This is a genomic window from Ottowia beijingensis, assembly GCF_042680925.1.
Classification (GTDB): Bacteria; Pseudomonadota; Gammaproteobacteria; order Burkholderiales; family Burkholderiaceae_C; genus Ottowia; species Ottowia beijingensis.
This window is the reverse complement of the sequence record NZ_JBHUEP010000001.1, coordinates 222,576-240,628: the sequence shown is the minus strand read 5'-3', so window position 1 is coordinate 240,628 and position 18,053 is coordinate 222,576. Positions and strand designations below refer to the sequence as shown.

Sequence of the window (18,053 nt, the reverse complement as noted above, 5' to 3'; positions counted from 1 at the left end):
GGCGCGATCACCCACGCGCCACCCGGTGGCGTTCATCGCCTGAGGCGTTGGCGGTCCGGCGGTTGCCGTTGGGCCGTTCGCGCTGGCGGCGGTACTGGGGCTGATCGCCTTCGGTATAGTCCTTCGGCTTGTGCGGCGCAGGCGCCAGCGGGCGCTGCGCTCTCTATAGGACATTTGCATGGTCACCAAAAAACCCAAGGGCCTCGGCCGCGGCCTCGACGCGCTGCTGGGGCCGTCGCTGTCCGTGGGCACTGCCGAAGGCAGCGCACCCGCCACGCCTGCCGGCACGCCGATGATGCTGGCGCTGCACGAGCTGGCGCCCGGCCAGTACCAGCCCCGCACGCGCATGGACGAGGGCGCGCTGTACGAGCTGGCCGAGAGCATCAAGTCGCAGGGCATCATGCAGCCGATCCTGGTGCGGCGTTTGGGGTCAAATCGGCCGCCAACGCCCACGGGGCAAGCGCTGACAGCTCCTGATTTGGAAGCGCATTACGAGATCATTGCTGGCGAGCGGCGCTTTCGCGCGGCGCGCCTGGCGGGCCTGACCGAGGTGCCGGTGCTGGTGCGCGACGTGCCCGACGAGGCCGCCGCCGCCATGGCGCTGATCGAGAACATCCAGCGCGAGGACCTGAACCCGCTGGAGGAGGCGCAGGGCATCCGCCGCCTGACGGTGGATTTCGGCCTGACGCACGAGCAGGCCGCGCAGGCCGTGGGCAAGAGCCGCAGCGCCGCCAGCAACCTGCTGCGCCTGCTGCAGCTGACCGAGCCGGTGCAGACCATGCTGATGGCCGGCGACATTGACATGGGCCACGCCCGCGCGCTGCTGGCGCTGCAGGGCGCGGCGCAGATCACCGCGGCCAACCAGGTCAGCGCGAAGAAGATGTCGGTGCGCGAGGCCGAATCGCTGGTGCGCAAGCTGAACGCCGAGTTCAACCTCACCTCGCCCCGCAAGCCCGCCGCGGGCGCCGACAAGTCGGGCGACGTGCGCCGGGTGGAGGAAGAGCTGTCCGACCTGCTGCTGGCGCAGGTCGAGGTGCGGGTGAAGAAGAAGACCAAGCGCGGCGGCCGGCTGGAGCAGGCGGGCGAGCTGGCCATCGCCTTCGGCTCGCTGGACGAGCTGAACGGCCTGATCGAGCGGCTGCGCGGCGCATGAACGCGGGCGGGCAGGGCAGCGTGCCCGCACCTCCTGTGACAGATTTGCGGCCAGCGCCTGTGGTGCAGGGCCGTCCGCCGTTGTAAGCTGCGCCCTTCGCACGGATTTGCCCGCGCATTCCCCGCCACCCACCGCCATTCCCCATGCCCCTGCCCACGCCCCGTTCCGCGTTCCGCAACGGTGATGCGCGCCTGCGCACGGCCCTGGCTGCGCGGCGCAACGGCGGGCCGCCGCTGGCGGTGCGCGCGGCGCGTGCCAGCGTGGCGCGCGTGCGCCGCGCCGTGGACCACGCCGTGGCCCGCTCGCCGCAATCCCTGTTCCTGCGCGAGCTGGTGACCCAGCCGGGCACCGTGGGCGCCATCTGCGCCAGCTCGCCCCGGCTGGCGGCGCGCATGGCGGCCTGGGTCGATGCGGCCGCGCCCGGCGTGGTGGTCGAGCTGGGCGGGGGCACCGGCGTCATCACTGCAGCGCTGCTGGCGCGCGGCGTGGCGCCCGAGCGGCTGGTGGTGATCGAGCAGTCGGCCGCGCTGGCGGCGCACCTGCGGCGGCGCTTTCCGCACATCCACGTGGTGCACGGCGACGCGGCCGAGCTGGCCCGGCTGGCCGCCGGCGCCGACTGGCCCTGCCGCGGCGCCGACGGCGCGCCGCTGCCGGTGCAATGCATCGTGTCCGGGCTGCCCTTGCTGTCGATCCCGCTGCCGGTGCGCCAGCGCATCCTGCAGGCGGGCGCGCAGGCGCTGGCGCCGGGCGGGCGCCTGCTGCAGTTCACCTACGCCATGCGCGGGCCCTCGCTGTGGCAGGGCGCGGGCCTGGTCGGCCAGGCCCGCGAGCGCGTGCTGGCCAACCTGCCGCCGGCGCGCATCGACGTGCTGGGGCACGGCGCGGCAGCGCACTGACGCCTGCCATTGCAAGCCATTCTGGCCTCCAGGCGCCGTCCATCAAGCGCGGACAGCTATCAATAATGAAGTGACAGGTGCCATGAAAGTGGCCTGCGCCACGACCACGGTGCAGCCTGCGTGGCGGCACCCGGTGGCTGCCCGGCCGCGTCCGCCAGCCCGCGTGTGTCATCAGTGCGGGCATTTCACGCGACATATTTCATCCTCCGTGTTGCGTTTGGCGCGCAAGTGCGTGCCGTATCGGCCTTTTTCCGGTCACCTGCGGTTACCATTTGACGCTGTATGCCCACGCCCTGCCGGGCGTGGTGCCCGCCAGTCCGCGCGAGGAAGTGCACCATGAAGTCGTCTCAGAAGAACGCCAAACCATCCATCCGGCAGGCGATGCTGCTCGGTGGCAGCCTGGTCCTGGCCGGCGCCGCCCAGGCCGGCATGGTCACCGACCAGCACGGCAACGTCGGCTACGACAGCGCCGCCGAATGCGATGCCGCCGTGCAGGCCGGCACGGCGCGCTTCTACCGCCCCGTCACCGACCGCAAGCCGGCCCGCAAGGCGGGCGAGGCCAGCGTGCGCACCATCCGGCTGAGCGAGCTGTCCAGCGCCACCGCCCAGGCCGCCGGCCTGCGCTACAGCGCCGCCGACTACGCCCGCGGCGCCTGCGACCTGGGCATCCGCCACGTCAAGGGCCGGCCCGACATCACGCCCGAGCTGGTGGGCAAGTGGGTGCCGTTCAGCCCCGACATGCCGCTCAACCTGTACAGCAACGCCGCCGGCCAGCCGGTGCGCGCCACCATGGCGCAGTGCGACAACGGCTTCTCCGGCAACCTGCCGCGCCCGGTGCCGCCGCTGCCCACGGTGGCCGAGCAGGTCGTCGCGCCGCCGCAGCCCCTGCCCAACCAGTGCTTTGCCAACATCCTGCAGCCGGCGCGCTTCGAAACGCGCAGCGAGCAGGTGCTGATCGCCCCCGCCACGCGCCGTGAAGAGGTGGTGCCCGCCACCTACAAGACCGTGACCGAGCAGGTGCTGGTGCAGCCCGAGACGCGCCGCCAGGTCGCCGTGCCGGCCGAGCTGAGGACCGTGACCGAGAACGTGGTGGTGCGCCCCGCCGGCGTGCGCGACGAGCCGGTGCCGCCCACCTTCAAGGCCAGCACCGAGCAGATGGTGACGCGCGAGGCGACACAGCATGTCGAAGTGGTGCCGCCCGTCTACAGGACCGAGATGACGCGCGTGGTGGACGTGCCCGAGCACACCATCCAGCGCGTGGTGCCCGCCGTCTACAAGGAAGTCGAAGAGACGGTGATGGTCAGCCCCGACACCACCCGCACCGAGGTGGCCGAGCCGCGCTACCGCACCGAGGTTGAGCGCGTGCTGGTGCGCCCCGAGGTGGTGCGCTACGTGCCGGTGCGCCTGCCCATGAAGCAGGTGCCCGAGCGCCGCCTGCGCGCCGAGGCCACCACCCGCATCGAGGCCGTGCCGCCGGTGCTGCAGACGGTGGTCGAGCCCGTGGAGGTGCGCCCGGCCACCGTGCGCAAGATGGAGGTGCCGGCCGCCTACGAAATCGTCACCGAGCAGGTCAAGATCAGCGAGCCCTACCGCGAATGGCGCCGCGGCCGCGCCTGGGTGGGCCAGGCCATCGAGGTGGTGCCGCTGCGCGCCTTCGTGGTCGACCCGACGGGCCAGTTCAAGGGCTACAACGTGGCCGGCCGCAGCCTGGTGCCGGCGGCCACGGGTGGCGCCTCGCGCGGCGTGATCGACATGGGCGCCACGCCGGCCGACAACCGCCAGCTGGAAGACGACGTGTGGTGCCTGGTCGAGGTGCCGGCGCAGTACCAGACGGTGCAGCGCAAGGTGCTCAAGGCCCCCGCCACCACCAGCGACATCGCCGTGCCGGCCGAGTACAAGAACGTCACCAAGCAGGTGGTGGTGCGCGAAGGCACCCAGCGCGTGGTGCCGGTGCCCGCCGTCTACCACAGCGTGTACCGCCAGGAGGTCGACTTCGACCGTGCCCGCGCGCTGGGCTACAAGTTCGACCCCAGCGGCGAGCTGATCGCCACCCCCAGCGGCGAGCGCCTGGTGCGTGCCGAAGCCATCGCCCACCAGCCCGGCGTGCAGATCGACCGCTCGTACCTGGCCCTGGGGCGCGACGCCTGGGTGCGCGAAGTGCGCGTGCCGGCCGAATACCGCAACGTCAACCGCTACGTGCCCGAGCAGCCCGCTGCCGTGCGCGTGGTCGACGTGCCCGCCGCCTACCGCACCACCAAGCGCCGCGTGATGGTCGAGCCCGCCCGCACCGAAACCGTGGTGGTGCCCGCCACCTACAAGACGGTGCCCACGCAGGTGCTGGTCCGCGCCGAAACCACGCGCGCCGTGCCGGTGCCGCCCGAGGTGCAGGCCATCACCCGCTACGAGCTCGACCAGCCCGCCAGCCTGCGCCAGGTGCCCGTGCCCGAGCTGGTGCAGCCGCTGTCGCGCCAGATCGTCACGCGCGAAGCCGGCGTGCGCGAGGAGGTGGTGCCCGCCGTCTACCGCACCGAGACGCGCCAGGTCATCGACCAGCCCGCCAGCACGCGCTGGGTCGACGTGCCGGCGCAGTACGAAACCCTGACCTGGCAGGTCAAGGTGGCCGAGCCGCGCGAGGAAAAGCGCGAAGTCATGTGCGAGACCAACACGCACCCCGACAAGATCCGCGAGGTGCAGCGCGCGCTGCAGTCGGTGGGCTTCGATCCCGGCGCCGTCAACGGCGTGCTGGCGGCCCCCACGCTGGCCGCCGTGGCGCGCTACCAGCAGGCGCGCGGCCTGCCGGTGCATGGCTACCTCGACGTCGACACCGTGCGCGCGCTGGGCGTGGCGCCGAACTGACGGCAAACATGCTATCTTGATGATAGCTTTTGGCGCCCTGTTGACGGGCGCTGCAGCCGTTTTTCATGCTTGACCCGGCAAACCGGCCGTGGCTGCCCGCATACTCCCAGCGTAGGACAGATCAAGTAACACCTTGGGTTTATCATCGCCCGCTTGGCACGGCCCATTGGAGTGAGGAGGCGAGGCGCGGGCACCCTACCGATGGCTGGTAGGCATAGCCCCCGCTTCGTGGCACGATCCTGCGGCCTTTTTTGTCTGGCCTTCGTCGCAGAAGGCATACCCAGGAGTAGAAGCAATGTCGAAGAAGAAACTGGCCGTCCTGGCCGCCGCAGGCGCGGCCATGCTGCTGGCCGGCTGTGAAACCACCAACCTGAAGATGGGCAGCGGCAGCGGCGCCGACACCGTGGCCACCGGCGGCGCCGGCGGCGCCACCAGCAGCGGCGAGAACTCGCAGCTTGAGAAATGCGCCTCGCCCCTGGGCACCGTGTCGCTGGTCGAGAACCAGAACGCCGGCTGGTACACCATCCTGCGCGATGAATACCGGCTGCCCCCCACCGCCAACCTGCTGCGCCTGATGGTGCAGCAGTCCAACTGCTTCGTCGTGGTCGAGCGCGGCGCCGCCGGCATGCGCGCCATGAGCCGCGAGCGCGAGCTGATGCAATCCGGCCAGATGCGCGGTGGCAGCAACTTCGGTGGCGGCCAGATGGTGGCCTCGGACTACGGCCTGTCGCCCGAGATCGTCTTCAGCGAAGGCAACACCGGTGGCCTGGGCGGTGCGCTCGGCGGCATCATCGGCGGGCGCGCCGGCTCGGTGCTGGGCGGGCTTTCGGCCGGCACCAAGACGCGCGAAGCCGCCGCCATGCTGACCCTGGTGGACAACCGCTCGGGCGTGCAGGTCGGCGCCTCGCAGGGCAGTGCCTCCAAGACCGACTTCGGTGGCATGGGCCAGCTGTTCGGCAGCAGCGCCGGGGGCTCGCTGGGCGGCTACCAGAACACGCCGCAGGGCAAGGTGATCGCGGCCGCCTTCATGGACGCCTACAACCAGATGGTGCGCTCGGTGCGCAACTACCGCGCGCAAAGCGTGCAGGGCCAGGGCCTGGGCGGCGGTGGCCGCCTGGGGGTGGACGGTGGCGCCGCCCCGTCGCAGACCTACACGCCCGAGAACGCGCCGCGCAAGGCCGCACCCACGCGCCGCACCCAGCGCCGCCGCTGATCGCCTAGCGCGCGGGCGATTCCACTGCCATCACGGCCGCGTCAGCGGCCGTTTTTTTGCATGGGCCGTTCCGCATCGGGCGGCAAGGCGCGCCATGCCGTGGTCATGAAACCGTCATAGCATCGGTGTCGTCCGACCGCCACCCCGATGCCATGAACCGCCCCATCGCCGCCCGCACCCTTGCCGCACTGCTTTGCTGCGCCTGTCTGGCCGCCTGCCAGTCGATCGAACCGCCGCGCCCCGAGCCCGATCCGGCCCAGCCGCCGCCGGCCCCCATCACCCCGCCGCCACAACTGCTGCCACCGCACGGCCGCGTGGTCACCGCGCCGCTGCCCGGCCGGCCCGAGCCGGCGCCCGTCGTCGCCCCCGCGCGCCTCACGCTGCGCGACGCGCAGACGCGGCTGAACGGCATGGGCTACGACGCCGGCCCGGCCGACGGCGTGGTCGGGCGCCGCACCGCGGCGGCGCTGCGCGCCTTCCAGCGCGACCACGGGCTGCCGGACAGCGGCCGGCTCGACGAGGCCACGCGCCAGGCACTGACGGCGCCGCGCTGAGGGCATCGTCAGCCGTCGTTTGCTATCGAATCAGAAGCTTTTGGCGCTCGCCAGCATTGGCCTGAAGGCCAATTTGGCTTGAAATCGCTGGGCCCACGGCCTACAGCGCAAACACCTTCCCCGGGTTCATGATGTTGTCCGGGTCCAGCGCCTGCTTGATGGTGCGCATCATCGCCACCGCGCCGGCGCCGGCTTCGTCGATCAGAAAGCCCATCTTGTGCAGCCCCACGCCGTGCTCGCCAGTGCAGGTGCCCTGCAGCGCGATGGCGCGCTGCACCACGCGGTGGTTCAGCGCCTCGGCGCGGGCGCGCTCGTCGTCGTCGTCGGGGTCGATCAGGTAGCCGACGTGGAAGTTGCCATCGCCCACGTGCCCGACCAGGAAGTAGGGGATACCGCTCTCGTCCGCCTCGGCCACCGTGTCCAGCAGCGCATCGGCCAGGCGGCTGATGGGCACGCAGGTGTCGGTGGTGATGCAGCGGCAGCCCGGGCGGCTTTGCACGGCGGCGAAGTAGGCGTTGTGCCGCGCCGTCCACAGGCGCGTGCGCTCCTCGGGCGTGTCGGCCCATTCGAAGTCGGCACCGCTGTGCTCGCGGGCGATCTCCTGCACCACTTCAGCCTGCTCCTTCACGCCGGCCGGCGAGCCGTGGAACTCCATCAGCAGCATCGGCTCCTCGCGCAGGCTCAGCTTGGCGTACTGGTTCACGGCGCGCACGCTGTTGCCGTCGATCAGTTCCACCCGCGCAATCGGCACGCCGATCTGGATGGTCTGGATCACCGTGGTCACCGCGTCGGCGATGGTCGGGAACGAGCAGATCGCCGCCGACACCGCCTCGGGCAGCGGGTAGATGCGCAGCGTGACCTCGGTGATCACGCCCAGCGTGCCCTCGCTGCCCACGAACAGGCGCGTCAGGTCGTAGCCGGCGCTGCTCTTTTTGGCGCGCGTGCCGGTGCGGATGGCCTCGCCCTGCGCCGTCACCACTTCCAGCGCCAGCACGTTCTCGCGCATGGTGCCGTAGCGCACGGCGTTGGTGCCGCTGGCGCGCGTGGCGGCCATGCCGCCGATGCTGGCGTCGGCGCCGGGGTCGATGGGGAAGAACAGGCCGGTGCTCTTGATCTCGTCGTTGAGCTGCTTGCGCGTCACGCCCGGCTGCACCGTCACCGTCAGGTCCTCGGCGTTCACGCTCAGCACCTGGTTCATGCGGCTCACGTCCAGGCTGATGCCGCCCTGCACGGCCAGCAAGTGGCCCTCCAGCGACGAGCCGACGCCGTACGGAATCACCGGCACCTTGTGTTGCGCGCACAGCTTGATGGCGTCCTGCACGTCGGTCGTGTTCTCGGCAAACACCACGCCCGCCGGCGGCGGCACGGTGGTGAAGGCCGACTCGTCGCGCCCGTGCTGCTCGCGCACCGCCATGGCTTCGGAAAACTGCGCGCCGAAGCGCGACTTCAGCGCCTCGATCAGCGCCGGTGGCGCCGGGCGCGGCTTGATCTCGGGCGTGACGTGGGCAAGCTGGGTGGGGGCGTTCATGGCAGGTGTCTCCAGGCGGGCGCGGCCGCGGCAATCGGGGGATCGGCCAGTTTAAGCCGATCGGGCGCAGCGCGCTCGGAGCGGGCTTGGGTGTGAGTACTCCTGATTGCATAGCTGTTAGCGCTTGCTGGACGGGCGCTGAAGGCCAATTTGGCTCATAAGCCGTGCCCCTGCCACCCTGCGCTACAGTGATGGCCCCGTCTGCCATCCACTACCCGCACGCCATGCCCGACCGCTACGCCGTCATCGGCCACCCCATCGCCCACAGCCAGTCGCCGCTCATCCACGGCCTGTTCGCGCAGGCCACTGGGCAGGCGATGACCTACGAGGCCATCGACGGCGGCGCGGATGAGGGCGGCTTTGCCCGCGCGCTGGCCGCCTTCCGCGCGGCGGGCGGCCAGGGGATGAACGTCACGCTGCCCTTCAAGCTGCAGGCCCTGGCCGCGGCCACGCAAGCCAGCGACGACGCCCGCCTGGCCGGCGCCGCCAACGCCCTGCGCTTCGACGGCGACCGCATCGAGGCGCGCAACTTCGACGGCGTCGGCCTGGTGCGCGACATCGAGGCGAACCTGGGCCTGCCGCTGAAAGGCCGGCGCGTGCTGCTGCTCGGCGCCGGCGGCGCCACGCGCGGCGCCGTGCTGCCCATCGCCCGCGCCGGTGCGGCGCGCATCGTCATTGCCAACCGCACCGCTGCCAAGGCCGAGGAGCTGGCGCATGAACTGGCCCCGCACCTGGGCGGCGTGCCGCTGGCCGGCGGTGGCTTCGACGCGCTGGCGGGCGAAGCGCCGTTCGACGTCGTCATCAATGCCACCTCGGCCAGTCTGGGCGGCGATGCCCCCGCCGTGCCGCCCGCCGCCTTCGCCCCTGGCGCGCTGGCCTACGACATGGTCTACGGCAAGGGCCTCACGCCCTTCCTGAAGCTGGCGCAGGCCGCAGGCGCCGCCCGCGTTGCCGACGGCGTCGGCATGCTGGTCGAGCAGGCCGCCGAAGCCTTCGCCTGGTGGCGCGGCGTGCGCCCCGACACGCGCGAGGCGCTAACTCGCCTTACCGTGCCGCTGGTCTGATGTAATGGCGGGCATGATGAACCTCCTCGTCCTGCACGGCATCAACCTCAACATGTTCGGCCAGCGCGACCCGGCGCAATACGGCACGGCGACGCTGGCGGACATCGACGCGGCGCTGCACGCGCTGGCCGGCGAGCTGGGCGTGGCGGTCGAATGCTTCCAGACCAACCACGAAGGCGCCATGTGCGAGCGCATCCACCAGGCGCACCGCGATGGCGTGGCGGCGGTGGTCATCAACGCCGGCGCGTGGACGCACACCAGCGTCGCCATCCGCGACGCGCTGGCGATCCTGAAGTGCCCCATCGTCGAGGTGCACATGAGCAACATCCACGCCCGCGAGCCGTTCCGCCAGCAGTCCTACATCGCCGACATTGCCAGGGGTCAGATCAGCGGCTTCGGTGTGGATTCATACCTTCTGGGGCTGCGGGCCGCCGCCAGTGCTGCGCAGGCAGCTATCAAAAAATGAGGAATTGACCATGGGCAAGCGCCTGACGCAGATCGCCACCCGCACCGGCGACGACGGCACCACCGGCCTGGGCGACAACACGCGCGTCTCCAAGGCCAGCGCGCGCCCCATGGCCATGGGCGACGTGGACGAACTCAACTCGCACATCGGCCTGCTGCTGTGCGAGGACATGCCGGCCGACGTGCGCGAGTTGCTCATCGACATCCAGCACCAGCTGTTCAACCTGGGGGGCGAGCTGTCCATCCCCGGCTTCGAGCTGCTCAAGGACGACGCGCTGGCGCAGCTCGACGCTGCGCTGGAGCGCCACAACGCCACCCTGCCGCGCCTGCAGGAGTTCATCCTGCCGGCCGGCACCCGCGCCGCCAGCCAGGCCCACATCTGCCGCACCGTCGCCCGCCGGGCCGAGCGCAGCGTGGTGGCGCTGGAGCAGCACGAGGCCGTGCGCGCCGCCCCGCGCCGCTACCTCAACCGCCTGTCCGATCTGATGTTCGTGCTGGCCCGCGTGCTGAACCGGCATCGGGCGGATGGGAGCGTGGGAGATGATGTGTATTGGAAGAGTGAGCGGTTGGTAAACGCCAAAGAATGAGTCTTGCGTGCAGGTTATACCGGGCTTACATCCAGATGAACCCGAAAACTCGAGCTCCCTCAATGGGTTACGTTCTTGTGTCGTACATCCGTGCGCTGTCGCGTTAACTGTTATTGCGCGGATATGCAAGATAAATCAAGTTAGGCCGCCTACATCGAACCCAGTAGGCATATGATTAATCGTGTTTTTATGAAAGGGGATACAAAGATGCTCAATAAACGAAGAAGCTTTTCTTTCCTGGCAATACTTACCGCCGCCTTACTCTCCGGGTGTCAATCCGCAGCCTTCCACAGGGCGGATGTTCAAGACAACTCGACAGATCGTATGACCGTCGGCAAGGTACAAAAGGAAATCCGTGTCGGAATGAGTGGTGCTGATGTTGCTCAAGCACTTGGTTCGCCCAATATCGTATCTACCGACGAAGAGCGCCGAGAGGTCTGGATATACGACAAGATCGCTACCGACCGCGCTTATTCGTCCAGCAGTGGCGGTGTCAATGCTCTGATCCTTGGTTTTGGCGGTGGTGCCGCAGGTGGTGTCGGTGTTGGCGGCGGTTCTTCGGCAGGAGCTTCTTCAACAAGTCAACGCACGCTTACCGTCATCATCAAATTTGATAAGGACGGCAAAGTTCGTGACTTCGCATATCACACTTCGAGGTTTTAACAAATGAAAAAGCTACCAATCCTTATTGGCGCGCTTTTCCTTGCCGGATGCGTGACCGTTCCGCCGAACACTTTTGTTGTTACCCCAGAGTTATTACAGCAACGGCAATTGGAAACCCGTCGTTATGACGGTATCAAAGAAGCCGATTTAATAACGGCAAGTGCAAATGTGCTTCAAGACCTTGGGTTCAATCTTGAAAATTCAGAAACTAAACTCGGAGTTCTAACTGCCAGCAAACAACGTGATGCCACTAACGGCGGCGAGGTTGCAGCAGCAATTATTGTTGCTCTTCTTGGCGGTGGTGCAATGGCAATCAGCAAAGACCAAACAATTCGCGTTGCACTTGTTGTGCGGCCTGTTAACGACAGCAGTGGCAAAGCAATGTCTGATAGTCATTTTGTGCGTGTCACCTTTCAGCGATTGGTGCGGCGCACTGACAATTCCACAATAGCTCAAACCCTTCGAGAGCCCGAGCTGTACCAAGACTTCTACGAGCGTGTATCGAAATCCGTTTTTCTTGAGGCACAAAAAATATGAGATACCTATTCACTGCAATTCTTCTGTCTCTGTCACTTCTTAGCGGATGCGCGACAACCAATCAACGTGTTTTAGATTCCGGCGATGAAACCCAACTTCAGAAGCGCAGCTATCAGTCACGTATATTCGAGACAGCAGACAAAGAGAAGGTTCTACGAGCAACAATTTCCACCCTTCAGGACCTCGGTTTCGTCATTGATCGTGCAGACCTAATGCTTGGTAGCGTCAGCGGCACCAAGCTTGATGGTCACCAAATTAAAATCACAGTATCGGTTCGCCCCAAGGGCACTGACCGCATGTTGGTGAGAGCAAATGCTCAATTCAACATCACGCCGATCGAGGATCCAAAACACTATCAAGATTTCTTCGCGTCACTTGAAAAGTCGCTGTTTCTCACTGCCCATGCCGGTGAGTAATGGAAGTTTTATGGCCTAACAATCGCTTCGAGAGGGACGCTCCGCCAGCAAGCTATGCTTGCTGTCTCCGCGCCCCTCAAGCGAAACGTTAGACGGCCTTTGATGCACTCATGAGTCCCGAAGAAGTCACTAGCGAGATTCAGCGACTTGCTCGCGAGAATGGCCACAAGCCGCTCGGTGAGAAGCTCTTCCTGGCCAGCACTGGTTTGAGTCGCTCTGCGCTTTGGTCGGCCGGCTTTGCCAGCTACAGCGATGCGTTGGTTGCAGCCGGCTTCGGTAAGAACAAGCTAAATCCTGCGTCAGACCCTCAGATCGTTCTGGCATCACTCATGGAGCTGATTCGCGGCATCGGACGCTTTCCGACCAAGGGGCACATCAAGGCTGCTCGTGCCAAGGACAAGTCCTTTCCGAGCTATGAGGCCTTTGTCACTGTTGCGGGCGGCACGTTCTCCAACTTGCCACGTGTCGCGTTGGCGTTCTGCCAGGCCAACGGCATTTCCGACATTTCGCATCTCATTCCTCAAAGCAAAGCGTCAGTTGGCCCGGAAGCAAAGTCGGTCAGCCGAGCCGTCACTGGCTACGTGTACCTGCTTAAGCACGGGCAGCATTACAAGATTGGCCGCTCCAACGACACGGCTCGCCGACGTCGAGAGATCTCGCTCCTGCTCCCCGAGGAGCTTGAGCATGTTCATGTCATTGAGACGGACGACCCGGAGGGCATAGAGGCATACTGGCGGAAATTGGGGTCAGATTACAATTTTTTCGTCTACGCTGTTAAGCAGGACGCAAGGCCAGCGGATGCACCGTCATCACCGCCGCCTGCAGCGATTCATCCAGTTCGGCCACGCGCAGGTCGTAGGCGGTTTGCAGGTTCAGCCACGACTGCGCGTCGCCGCCAAAGAAACGGCTCAGGCGCAGCGCGGTGTCGGCGGTGATGCCGCGCCGCTCCAGCACGATGTCGTTGATGCGCGAGGCGGGCACGTGCAATTGCCTGGCAAGCGCGTTGGCACTCATGTCCATCGGCTTGAGGTAATCCTCGCGCAGCACTTCGCCGGGGTGGATGGGGCGCATGCCGTTCTTGAACATGGGTTTCTCCTTGCGTTGCGGTGGCGGCTTCAGTGGTCATCGACGATCTCCACGTCGGCCACGCTTTGGTGGGTCCACACGAAGCACAGCCGCCACTGGTCGTTGATGCGGATGCTGTGCTGGCCTTGGCGGTCGCCGCTCAGCGGTTCCAGCCGGTTGCCGGGCGGGCTGCGCAGGAAGTCCAGAGTTTGCGCCGCGTCCAGTTGCGCCAGCTTGCGCTCGGCCACGCTGTGGATGTTGGCGAAGCGGCGGGTCTTGCCGCTGGTGAACAGGCGCTGCGTGTCCGGACACTTGAACGAGAGGGCCGCCATGGTTTGCGAGCATTGCATACCGTTTACCGATATTCGGTATAAAACTGCCTTCAGCGGTGTAGGTCGTAGGCTGGGCTGAAGAACGAAACCCAGCGCTCTTCTTCGGTGCGTGGCCGGGTTGCGCCGCGCTAATCCAGTCTACAACATTCCAAGCCAAATCGGCCCGCAGCGCCCGCCCACCATGCGCTGCAAGCTATCAAACCAGAAGCGGCATCAGCCCGCCTTCATGCTCCCCTGCTTCAAATACCGCTGGTGCCACGACAGCGCCTCGTCCAGCAGGTGCGGCGTGTGCTGCCCGTTGGCGCCGGCTTTGGCGCGCTCCAGGTAGTCGGTCAGCGCGTCGCGGAAGTCGGGGTGGGCGCAGCGGTCGATGACGAGGCGCGCGCGCTGCTGGGGCGCCAGGCCGCGCAGGTCGGCCAGGCCGCGTTCGGTGACGATGACCTGCACGTCGTGCTCGGTGTGGTCGACGTGCGACGCCATGGGCACCACGCAGCTGATGGCGCCGTCCTTGGCGACCGAGGGCGTCATGAAGATGGAGAGGTAGGCGTTGCGCGCGAAGTCGCCCGAGCCGCCGATGCCGTTCATGATGGCGCTGCCCATCAGGTGCGTGCTGTTCACGTTGCCGTAGATGTCGCACTCGATCATCGCGTTCATGGCGATCAGCCCCAGGCGCCGGATGATTTCCGGGTGGTTGCTGATTTCCTGCGGGCGCAGCACGATGCGGTCCTTGAACTCGGCGATGTGCTCGTTGAAGTATTTGGCCGCGTCGGGGCTGAGCGACAGCGCGGTGGCCGAGGCGGTGGCGAGCTTGCCGCTTTTGAGCATGTCGAGCATGCCGTCCTGCAGCACCTCGGTGTAGGCGTTCAGCTTGTCGAACGGGCCGGCGTTCAGCCCCGCCAGCACGGCGTTGGCGATGTTGCCCACGCCCGATTGCAGCGGCAGCAGCGCCTTGGGCAGGCGGCCCTTGGCCACTTCGTGCTGCAGAAAGTCGATGATGTGCCCGGCAATGGCCTGCGAGTTGGCGTCGGGCGCGGCGAACTTGCTGTTGCGGTCGGGGGCGTTGGTCTCGACCACGGCGATGACCTTGGCCGGGTCGCAGCGCAGGTAGGGTTCGCCGATGTGCTGGCCAGGCTCGGTCATCATGATGGGCTGGCGGTGCGGCGGCAGGGCGGTGCCGTAGTAGATGTCGTGCATGCCCTCCAGGCCGGGGTTCTGCCAGTGGTTCACTTCCAGGATGACGTGGTCGGCCTGGTCGATCCAGGTCTTGTTGTTGCCGACCGAGGTGCTGGGCACCAGCCGGCCGTCGGGCAGGATGCCGGCTACCTCGATCACCGCCACGTTCAGGTGGCCCAGAAAGCCGAACCACACGAACTGCGCCACGTGCGAGAGGTGGATGTCGACGTACTGCATGTGGCCGCTGTTGATCTGCGCGCGCACCGTGGGGTCGCTCTGGTAGGGCAGGCGCATGTCGATGCCGTCGACCTTGGCCAGCGCGCCGTCCAGTTCGGGCGCGGTGGAGGCGCCCGTCCACAGGCCGATGCGGAATTTGTCGCCCCGCGCGTGCGCGGCCTCGATCTGGTGCGCAAGCGCCAGCGGCACGGCCTTGGGGTAGCCAGCGCCGGTGAAGCCGCTCATGCCGACGTTCCAGCCGGGCTGGATCAGGGCGGCGGCCTGCTCGGCGGTCATCAGCTTGGTGCGCAGGCCGGCGTGCTGGATGCGGCCGGCGGCCAGGGAGGTGGGGGCGGAGGGGTTGGTCAGCATGGGTGAATCCTTGAAAGCGAGCCGCCCGCGCGCAGGCGGGTCATCAGGGTTAACCCTAGTGTAGAGGACGGGTGGCCGCGCGGGTTCACGGCGGGGCTTGAGGCAGGTCAAGCGGGGTGGCGACGCGGGGGCTGGGGGTGACTTATCGCACGGGCGGCGTTGCGGGACGGGGTAAGGCGCTGGGAAGGGCTGGGAACGGGGTGGTTGCAGTGTTCACATCCAAATACTCCCATGCATCCATGCTGCTAACGCCCGAATGACGGGCGCAAAATCCATATACCCCAACTATTCTTGAGGCTGCCCTCTTGTGGGAGCGGGCTTGCCCGCGATGGGCGTGCAGGGTGGGCGATGCGCTGCCATCGCGGGCAAGCCCGCTCCTACAGGCGTTTTGGGGTCCAAACGGCCTTCTGCGCCCACGGAGCGGGCGCCGGCAGCTATCAAGACAGCAGCAAAAAAGCGCCCGCAGGCGCTTTCTCGGGTTCAAGACGCGGCCGCGCCTCAGTTCTGCATGATCACCCCGCACGCCAGGCGCGGCCCGGCGTTGCCCACCGGCTGGTGGTTCACGTCGTCCGGGTCGCGGTGCACTATGACCGACTTGCCGATGATGCTGTTCACCCCGCGCAGCTTCAGCGTCTGGCTGTTGAACGACACCTTGGCCGCGCCGCTGGCGTCGGCCATCAGCTGCGGCATGTCGCCCAGGTGGTGCAGGCCGCTGCCGTGCGCGCCGTGCGGCTGGTTGGTGGGGTTGAAGTGGCCGCCCGCGCTGCTGAAGTCGGGCGTCGAGCAGTCGCCCTTCTCGTGCACGTGGAAGCCGTGCGGCGCGTTCGGCTTCAGCCCGGTGACGGTGCCGGTCACGCTGGTGATGCCGCGCAGCTCGGAGAAGTTGATCACGCCCTGCACCGGCGACTGCGGGTTGGGCTGCGGCGTGCCGCCGGCGGCCGAGGTGAGCTTGACGATGGCCACGGTGCGCGGGTTCACCTCGGCGTTCTTCATGTTGCTGCAGGCGCCCAGGCCGGCGGCCACGGCCAGCAGCGCGGCGCTGCGCAAAGCGGTTGATTTCAGCATGGGGCGTTCTCCTTGTGGACCAGGGTTGGCAAACGCCCATGCTAGGTTCAGCGCCGCAGCAGCGCGTGTAGGAGAACGGCCCCAAAGGTTGCGGTGCCAATCCCACCCAGCGCAAAGTCGCCGAACTTGAGCGTGAAGTCGCCCGTGCCCAGCACCAGCGTGATGGCGGCCACCAGCAGGTTGACGGGGTTGCTGAAATCCACCTTGTTGTCGACCCAGATCTTGGCGCCGGCGATGGTGATGAGGCCGAACACCACGATGCTCACGCCGCCCATCACCGGCAGCGGAATGGCCTGGATGAAGGCACCGAACTTGGGGCTGAAGCCCAGCACCAGCGCCATCACGGCCGCCACCAAAAAAACCGCGGTCGAGTAGATGCGCGTGGCGGCCATCACGCCGATGTTCTCGGCATAGGTGGTCACGCCCGTGCCGCCGGCGGTGCCCGACACCATGGTGGCGAGCCCGTCGGCGCCGAAGGCGCGGCCGATGTAGGGGTCGAGGTTGCGGCCCGTCATGGCCGCCACGGCCTTGATGTGGCCCAGGTTCTCGGCCACCAGGATCAGCGCCACCGGGGCTATCAGCAGGGCGGCGTTGGTGTCGAACACCGGCGCGGTGAACTTGGGCAGCCCCACCCAGGGCGCGTTGACGATGCCCGAGAAGTCCATCGGCTTGCCCAGCCCCAGGCCGTTGGCCAGCACCAGATAGATCAGCGTGGCGATCAGCAGCCCCACCAGAATCAGCAGCCGCTGCACCATGCCGCGCGTGAACACCGCCACCAGCGCCACGCACAGAAAGGTGACCAGCTGCATCCAGCTGTCGAAGTTGCTGGCCGCCATGTTCTTGATGGGGATGTGCGCCAGGTTCAGGCCGATCACCGCCACCACCGCGCCGGTCACCACCGGCGGCATCAGCCGCTCGATCCAGCCCGTGCCTACGGCCTGCACGATGGCGCCGATCAGCGCATACAGCAGCCCGCAGAAGATGATGCCGCCCAACGCCACCCCGATGTTGGCGTTGGGCCCCTGGCCCGCATAGCCGGTGGCCGCGATCACCACGCCGATGAAGGCGAACGACGAGCCCAGGTAGCTGGGCACCTTGCCGCCGGTGACGAAGTAGAAGATCAGCGTGCCGATTCCGCTCATGAAGATCGCCAGGTTGGGGTCGAACCCCATCAGGATCGGCGCCAGCACCGTGGCGCCGAACATGGCGATGACGTGCTGCACGCCCATGGCCGCCGTCTGCGGCCACGGCAGCCGCTCGTCGGGCCCGATCACCCCGCCATCGGCCAGCGCCGACGCCGGCCGCTCCTGCCAGCTCAACAGGCTCATACCTCGCTCCTCGTCTTGTGGAAAGTGGCGCAATGGTACGGGCGAACCGGCCCAGTCAGGGCCGGCCGTGGGTGCCGTGCACGTGGTTGTCGTGCGCACGGGCTGGGGGTGGCTCGGCGGCCTGCGCCAGGCCCGTCAGGATGCCGCAGTGCGCCGTGTCGCTGGCCTGGCGGCACTGGGCACGCAGATCCTTCAGTTGCCGCTCCAGCGCGCGCAGCTCGCGGATGCGGGTGGCGATGTGGCCGATGTGCTCGTCCAGCAGATCGTTGACGGCGCCGCAGTCGGCGTCGGGCTGGTCGCGCCAGGCCAGCAGCGTGCGGATTTCGCCCAGCGACATGTCGAGCCCGCGCCCCTGGCGGATGAAGGCCAGGCGCTCGGCGTGCTCGGCGCCGTAAACGCGGTAGTTGTTGTCGCCGCGTGCCGGCGCGGGCAGCAGGCCTTCGCGCTCGTAGTAGCGGATGGTGTCGACCGGGGTGCCCGTGGCCTGGGCGAGTTCGCTGATCTTCATGGGGCCATGGTAATGACCCGGCGCGCGGCGCGCTCGGTGACCTGGGTGTGGGAGCGGGCTTG

General features: G+C 67.5%; 18 protein-coding genes. 11 read left to right on the top strand and 7 right to left on the bottom strand.

Annotated features, from left to right (window positions below):
- Positions 1-178: 178 nt before the first annotated feature.
- The 5 genes from ACFSCU_RS01105 to ACFSCU_RS01085 all read left to right on the top strand — a co-directional run bounded on the left by ACFSCU_RS01105 (position 179) and on the right by ACFSCU_RS01085 (position 6,672).
- Positions 179-1,153: a ParB/RepB/Spo0J family partition protein gene (locus ACFSCU_RS01105; RefSeq protein ID WP_333706775.1), complete on the top strand. Its 975-nt coding sequence runs from the start codon at positions 179-181 to the stop codon at positions 1,151-1,153.
- A 143-nt stretch (positions 1,154-1,296) separates the two neighbouring features.
- Complete coding sequence (locus ACFSCU_RS01100) at positions 1,297-2,049, top strand: class I SAM-dependent methyltransferase (protein ID WP_180550385.1); 753 nt, start codon at positions 1,297-1,299, stop codon at positions 2,047-2,049.
- A 336-nt stretch (positions 2,050-2,385) separates the two neighbouring features.
- Positions 2,386-4,905 (top strand): peptidoglycan-binding domain-containing protein, encoded by a 2,520-nt coding sequence (locus ACFSCU_RS01095; RefSeq protein ID WP_377559578.1) that lies wholly within the window; start codon positions 2,386-2,388, stop codon positions 4,903-4,905.
- 295 nt (positions 4,906-5,200) lie between these two features.
- The gene (locus ACFSCU_RS01090; RefSeq protein WP_377559577.1) at positions 5,201-6,118 is read left to right on the top strand and encodes a CsgG/HfaB family protein; all 918 of its coding nucleotides are present in this window, start codon (positions 5,201-5,203) and stop codon (positions 6,116-6,118) included.
- A gap of 152 nt (positions 6,119-6,270) precedes the next feature.
- The gene (locus ACFSCU_RS01085) at positions 6,271-6,672 is read left to right on the top strand and encodes a peptidoglycan-binding domain-containing protein (RefSeq protein WP_377559576.1); all 402 of its coding nucleotides are present in this window, start codon (positions 6,271-6,273) and stop codon (positions 6,670-6,672) included.
- A gap of 100 nt (positions 6,673-6,772) precedes the next feature.
- Here ACFSCU_RS01085 and ACFSCU_RS01080 read toward each other — a convergent pair whose 3' ends face one another.
- Positions 6,773-8,200, bottom strand: coding sequence for an FAD-binding oxidoreductase (locus ACFSCU_RS01080; RefSeq protein WP_377559575.1), 1,428 nt, complete (start codon positions 8,198-8,200; stop codon positions 6,773-6,775).
- Positions 8,201-8,424: 224 nt separating this feature from the next.
- On the opposite strand from ACFSCU_RS01080, the gene aroE reads away from it, so the two are divergent.
- The 6 genes from aroE to ACFSCU_RS01050 all read left to right on the top strand — a co-directional run bounded on the left by aroE (position 8,425) and on the right by ACFSCU_RS01050 (position 11,932).
- Positions 8,425-9,264, top strand: a complete 840-nt coding sequence (gene aroE / locus ACFSCU_RS01075; RefSeq protein WP_180551767.1) for a shikimate dehydrogenase — start codon at positions 8,425-8,427, stop codon at positions 9,262-9,264.
- A gap of 13 nt (positions 9,265-9,277) precedes the next feature.
- Positions 9,278-9,730, top strand: a complete 453-nt coding sequence (gene aroQ, locus ACFSCU_RS01070) for a type II 3-dehydroquinate dehydratase (RefSeq protein WP_180550387.1) — start codon at positions 9,278-9,280, stop codon at positions 9,728-9,730.
- Between the two features lie 10 nt (positions 9,731-9,740).
- Positions 9,741-10,316 (top strand): cob(I)yrinic acid a,c-diamide adenosyltransferase, encoded by a 576-nt coding sequence (locus tag ACFSCU_RS01065; RefSeq protein WP_377559572.1) that lies wholly within the window; start codon positions 9,741-9,743, stop codon positions 10,314-10,316.
- Positions 10,317-10,487: 171 nt separating this feature from the next.
- Positions 10,488-10,979: a hypothetical protein gene (locus ACFSCU_RS01060; protein ID WP_257645738.1), complete on the top strand. Its 492-nt coding sequence runs from the start codon at positions 10,488-10,490 to the stop codon at positions 10,977-10,979.
- Positions 10,980-10,982: 3 nt separating this feature from the next.
- Positions 10,983-11,516, top strand: a complete 534-nt coding sequence (locus tag ACFSCU_RS01055; RefSeq protein WP_377559570.1) for a hypothetical protein — start codon at positions 10,983-10,985, stop codon at positions 11,514-11,516.
- Positions 11,513-11,932, top strand: coding sequence for a hypothetical protein (locus tag ACFSCU_RS01050; protein WP_180550389.1), 420 nt, complete (start codon positions 11,513-11,515; stop codon positions 11,930-11,932). The genes ACFSCU_RS01055 and ACFSCU_RS01050 overlap by 4 nt, the downstream gene beginning before the upstream one ends.
- 774 nt (positions 11,933-12,706) lie before the next feature.
- Here the strand turns inward: ACFSCU_RS01050 and ACFSCU_RS01045 are convergent.
- From ACFSCU_RS01045 to cadR, 6 genes are all read right to left on the bottom strand, one after another.
- A complete protein-coding gene (locus ACFSCU_RS01045) occupies positions 12,707-13,018 on the bottom strand; it encodes a HigA family addiction module antitoxin (RefSeq protein ID WP_180550390.1) in 312 nt (103 codons plus the stop codon).
- A gap of 29 nt (positions 13,019-13,047) precedes the next feature.
- A complete protein-coding gene (locus ACFSCU_RS01040) occupies positions 13,048-13,329 on the bottom strand; it encodes a type II toxin-antitoxin system RelE/ParE family toxin (protein WP_180551769.1) in 282 nt (93 codons plus the stop codon).
- A 213-nt stretch (positions 13,330-13,542) separates the two neighbouring features.
- Complete coding sequence (locus tag ACFSCU_RS01035; RefSeq protein ID WP_377559743.1) at positions 13,543-15,015, bottom strand: acetyl-CoA hydrolase/transferase family protein; 1,473 nt, start codon at positions 15,013-15,015, stop codon at positions 13,543-13,545.
- A gap of 573 nt (positions 15,016-15,588) precedes the next feature.
- Entirely contained in the window at positions 15,589-16,155 is a 567-nt protein-coding gene (locus ACFSCU_RS01030; protein WP_180550391.1) for a superoxide dismutase family protein, read from the bottom strand.
- 47 nt (positions 16,156-16,202) lie between these two features.
- Positions 16,203-17,483, bottom strand: coding sequence for a solute carrier family 23 protein (locus tag ACFSCU_RS01025; protein WP_377559568.1), 1,281 nt, complete (start codon positions 17,481-17,483; stop codon positions 16,203-16,205).
- 55 nt (positions 17,484-17,538) lie between these two features.
- Positions 17,539-17,991, bottom strand: a complete 453-nt coding sequence (gene cadR / locus ACFSCU_RS01020; RefSeq protein WP_333706302.1) for a Cd(II)/Pb(II)-responsive transcriptional regulator — start codon at positions 17,989-17,991, stop codon at positions 17,539-17,541.
- Positions 17,992-18,053: the final 62 nt, after the last annotated feature.

Excerpts from the sequence above, each read along its gene's own strand:
- ACFSCU_RS01105 (WP_333706775.1), top strand. The coding sequence starts at position 179 with ATGGTCACCAAAAAACCCAAGGGCCTCGGCCGCGGCCTCGACGCGCTG.
- ACFSCU_RS01100 (WP_180550385.1), top strand. The coding sequence starts at position 1,297 with ATGCCCCTGCCCACGCCCCGTTCCGCGTTCCGCAACGGTGATGCGCGC.
- ACFSCU_RS01095 (WP_377559578.1), top strand. The coding sequence starts at position 2,386 with ATGAAGTCGTCTCAGAAGAACGCCAAACCATCCATCCGGCAGGCGATG.
- ACFSCU_RS01090 (WP_377559577.1), top strand. The coding sequence starts at position 5,201 with ATGTCGAAGAAGAAACTGGCCGTCCTGGCCGCCGCAGGCGCGGCCATG.
- ACFSCU_RS01085 (WP_377559576.1), top strand. The coding sequence starts at position 6,271 with ATGAACCGCCCCATCGCCGCCCGCACCCTTGCCGCACTGCTTTGCTGC.
- ACFSCU_RS01080 (WP_377559575.1), bottom strand. The coding sequence starts at position 8,200 with ATGAACGCCCCCACCCAGCTTGCCCACGTCACGCCCGAGATCAAGCCG.
- aroE (WP_180551767.1), top strand. The coding sequence starts at position 8,425 with ATGCCCGACCGCTACGCCGTCATCGGCCACCCCATCGCCCACAGCCAG.
- aroQ (WP_180550387.1), top strand. The coding sequence starts at position 9,278 with ATGATGAACCTCCTCGTCCTGCACGGCATCAACCTCAACATGTTCGGC.
- ACFSCU_RS01065 (WP_377559572.1), top strand. The coding sequence starts at position 9,741 with ATGGGCAAGCGCCTGACGCAGATCGCCACCCGCACCGGCGACGACGGC.
- ACFSCU_RS01060 (WP_257645738.1), top strand. The coding sequence starts at position 10,488 with ATGATTAATCGTGTTTTTATGAAAGGGGATACAAAGATGCTCAATAAA.
- ACFSCU_RS01055 (WP_377559570.1), top strand. The coding sequence starts at position 10,983 with ATGAAAAAGCTACCAATCCTTATTGGCGCGCTTTTCCTTGCCGGATGC.
- ACFSCU_RS01050 (WP_180550389.1), top strand. The coding sequence starts at position 11,513 with ATGAGATACCTATTCACTGCAATTCTTCTGTCTCTGTCACTTCTTAGC.
- ACFSCU_RS01045 (WP_180550390.1), bottom strand. The coding sequence starts at position 13,018 with ATGTTCAAGAACGGCATGCGCCCCATCCACCCCGGCGAAGTGCTGCGC.
- ACFSCU_RS01040 (WP_180551769.1), bottom strand. The coding sequence starts at position 13,329 with ATGGCGGCCCTCTCGTTCAAGTGTCCGGACACGCAGCGCCTGTTCACC.
- ACFSCU_RS01035 (WP_377559743.1), bottom strand. The coding sequence starts at position 15,015 with ATGACCGCCGAGCAGGCCGCCGCCCTGATCCAGCCCGGCTGGAACGTC.
- ACFSCU_RS01030 (WP_180550391.1), bottom strand. The coding sequence starts at position 16,155 with ATGCTGAAATCAACCGCTTTGCGCAGCGCCGCGCTGCTGGCCGTGGCC.
- ACFSCU_RS01025 (WP_377559568.1), bottom strand. The coding sequence starts at position 17,483 with ATGAGCCTGTTGAGCTGGCAGGAGCGGCCGGCGTCGGCGCTGGCCGAT.
- cadR (WP_333706302.1), bottom strand. The coding sequence starts at position 17,991 with ATGAAGATCAGCGAACTCGCCCAGGCCACGGGCACCCCGGTCGACACC.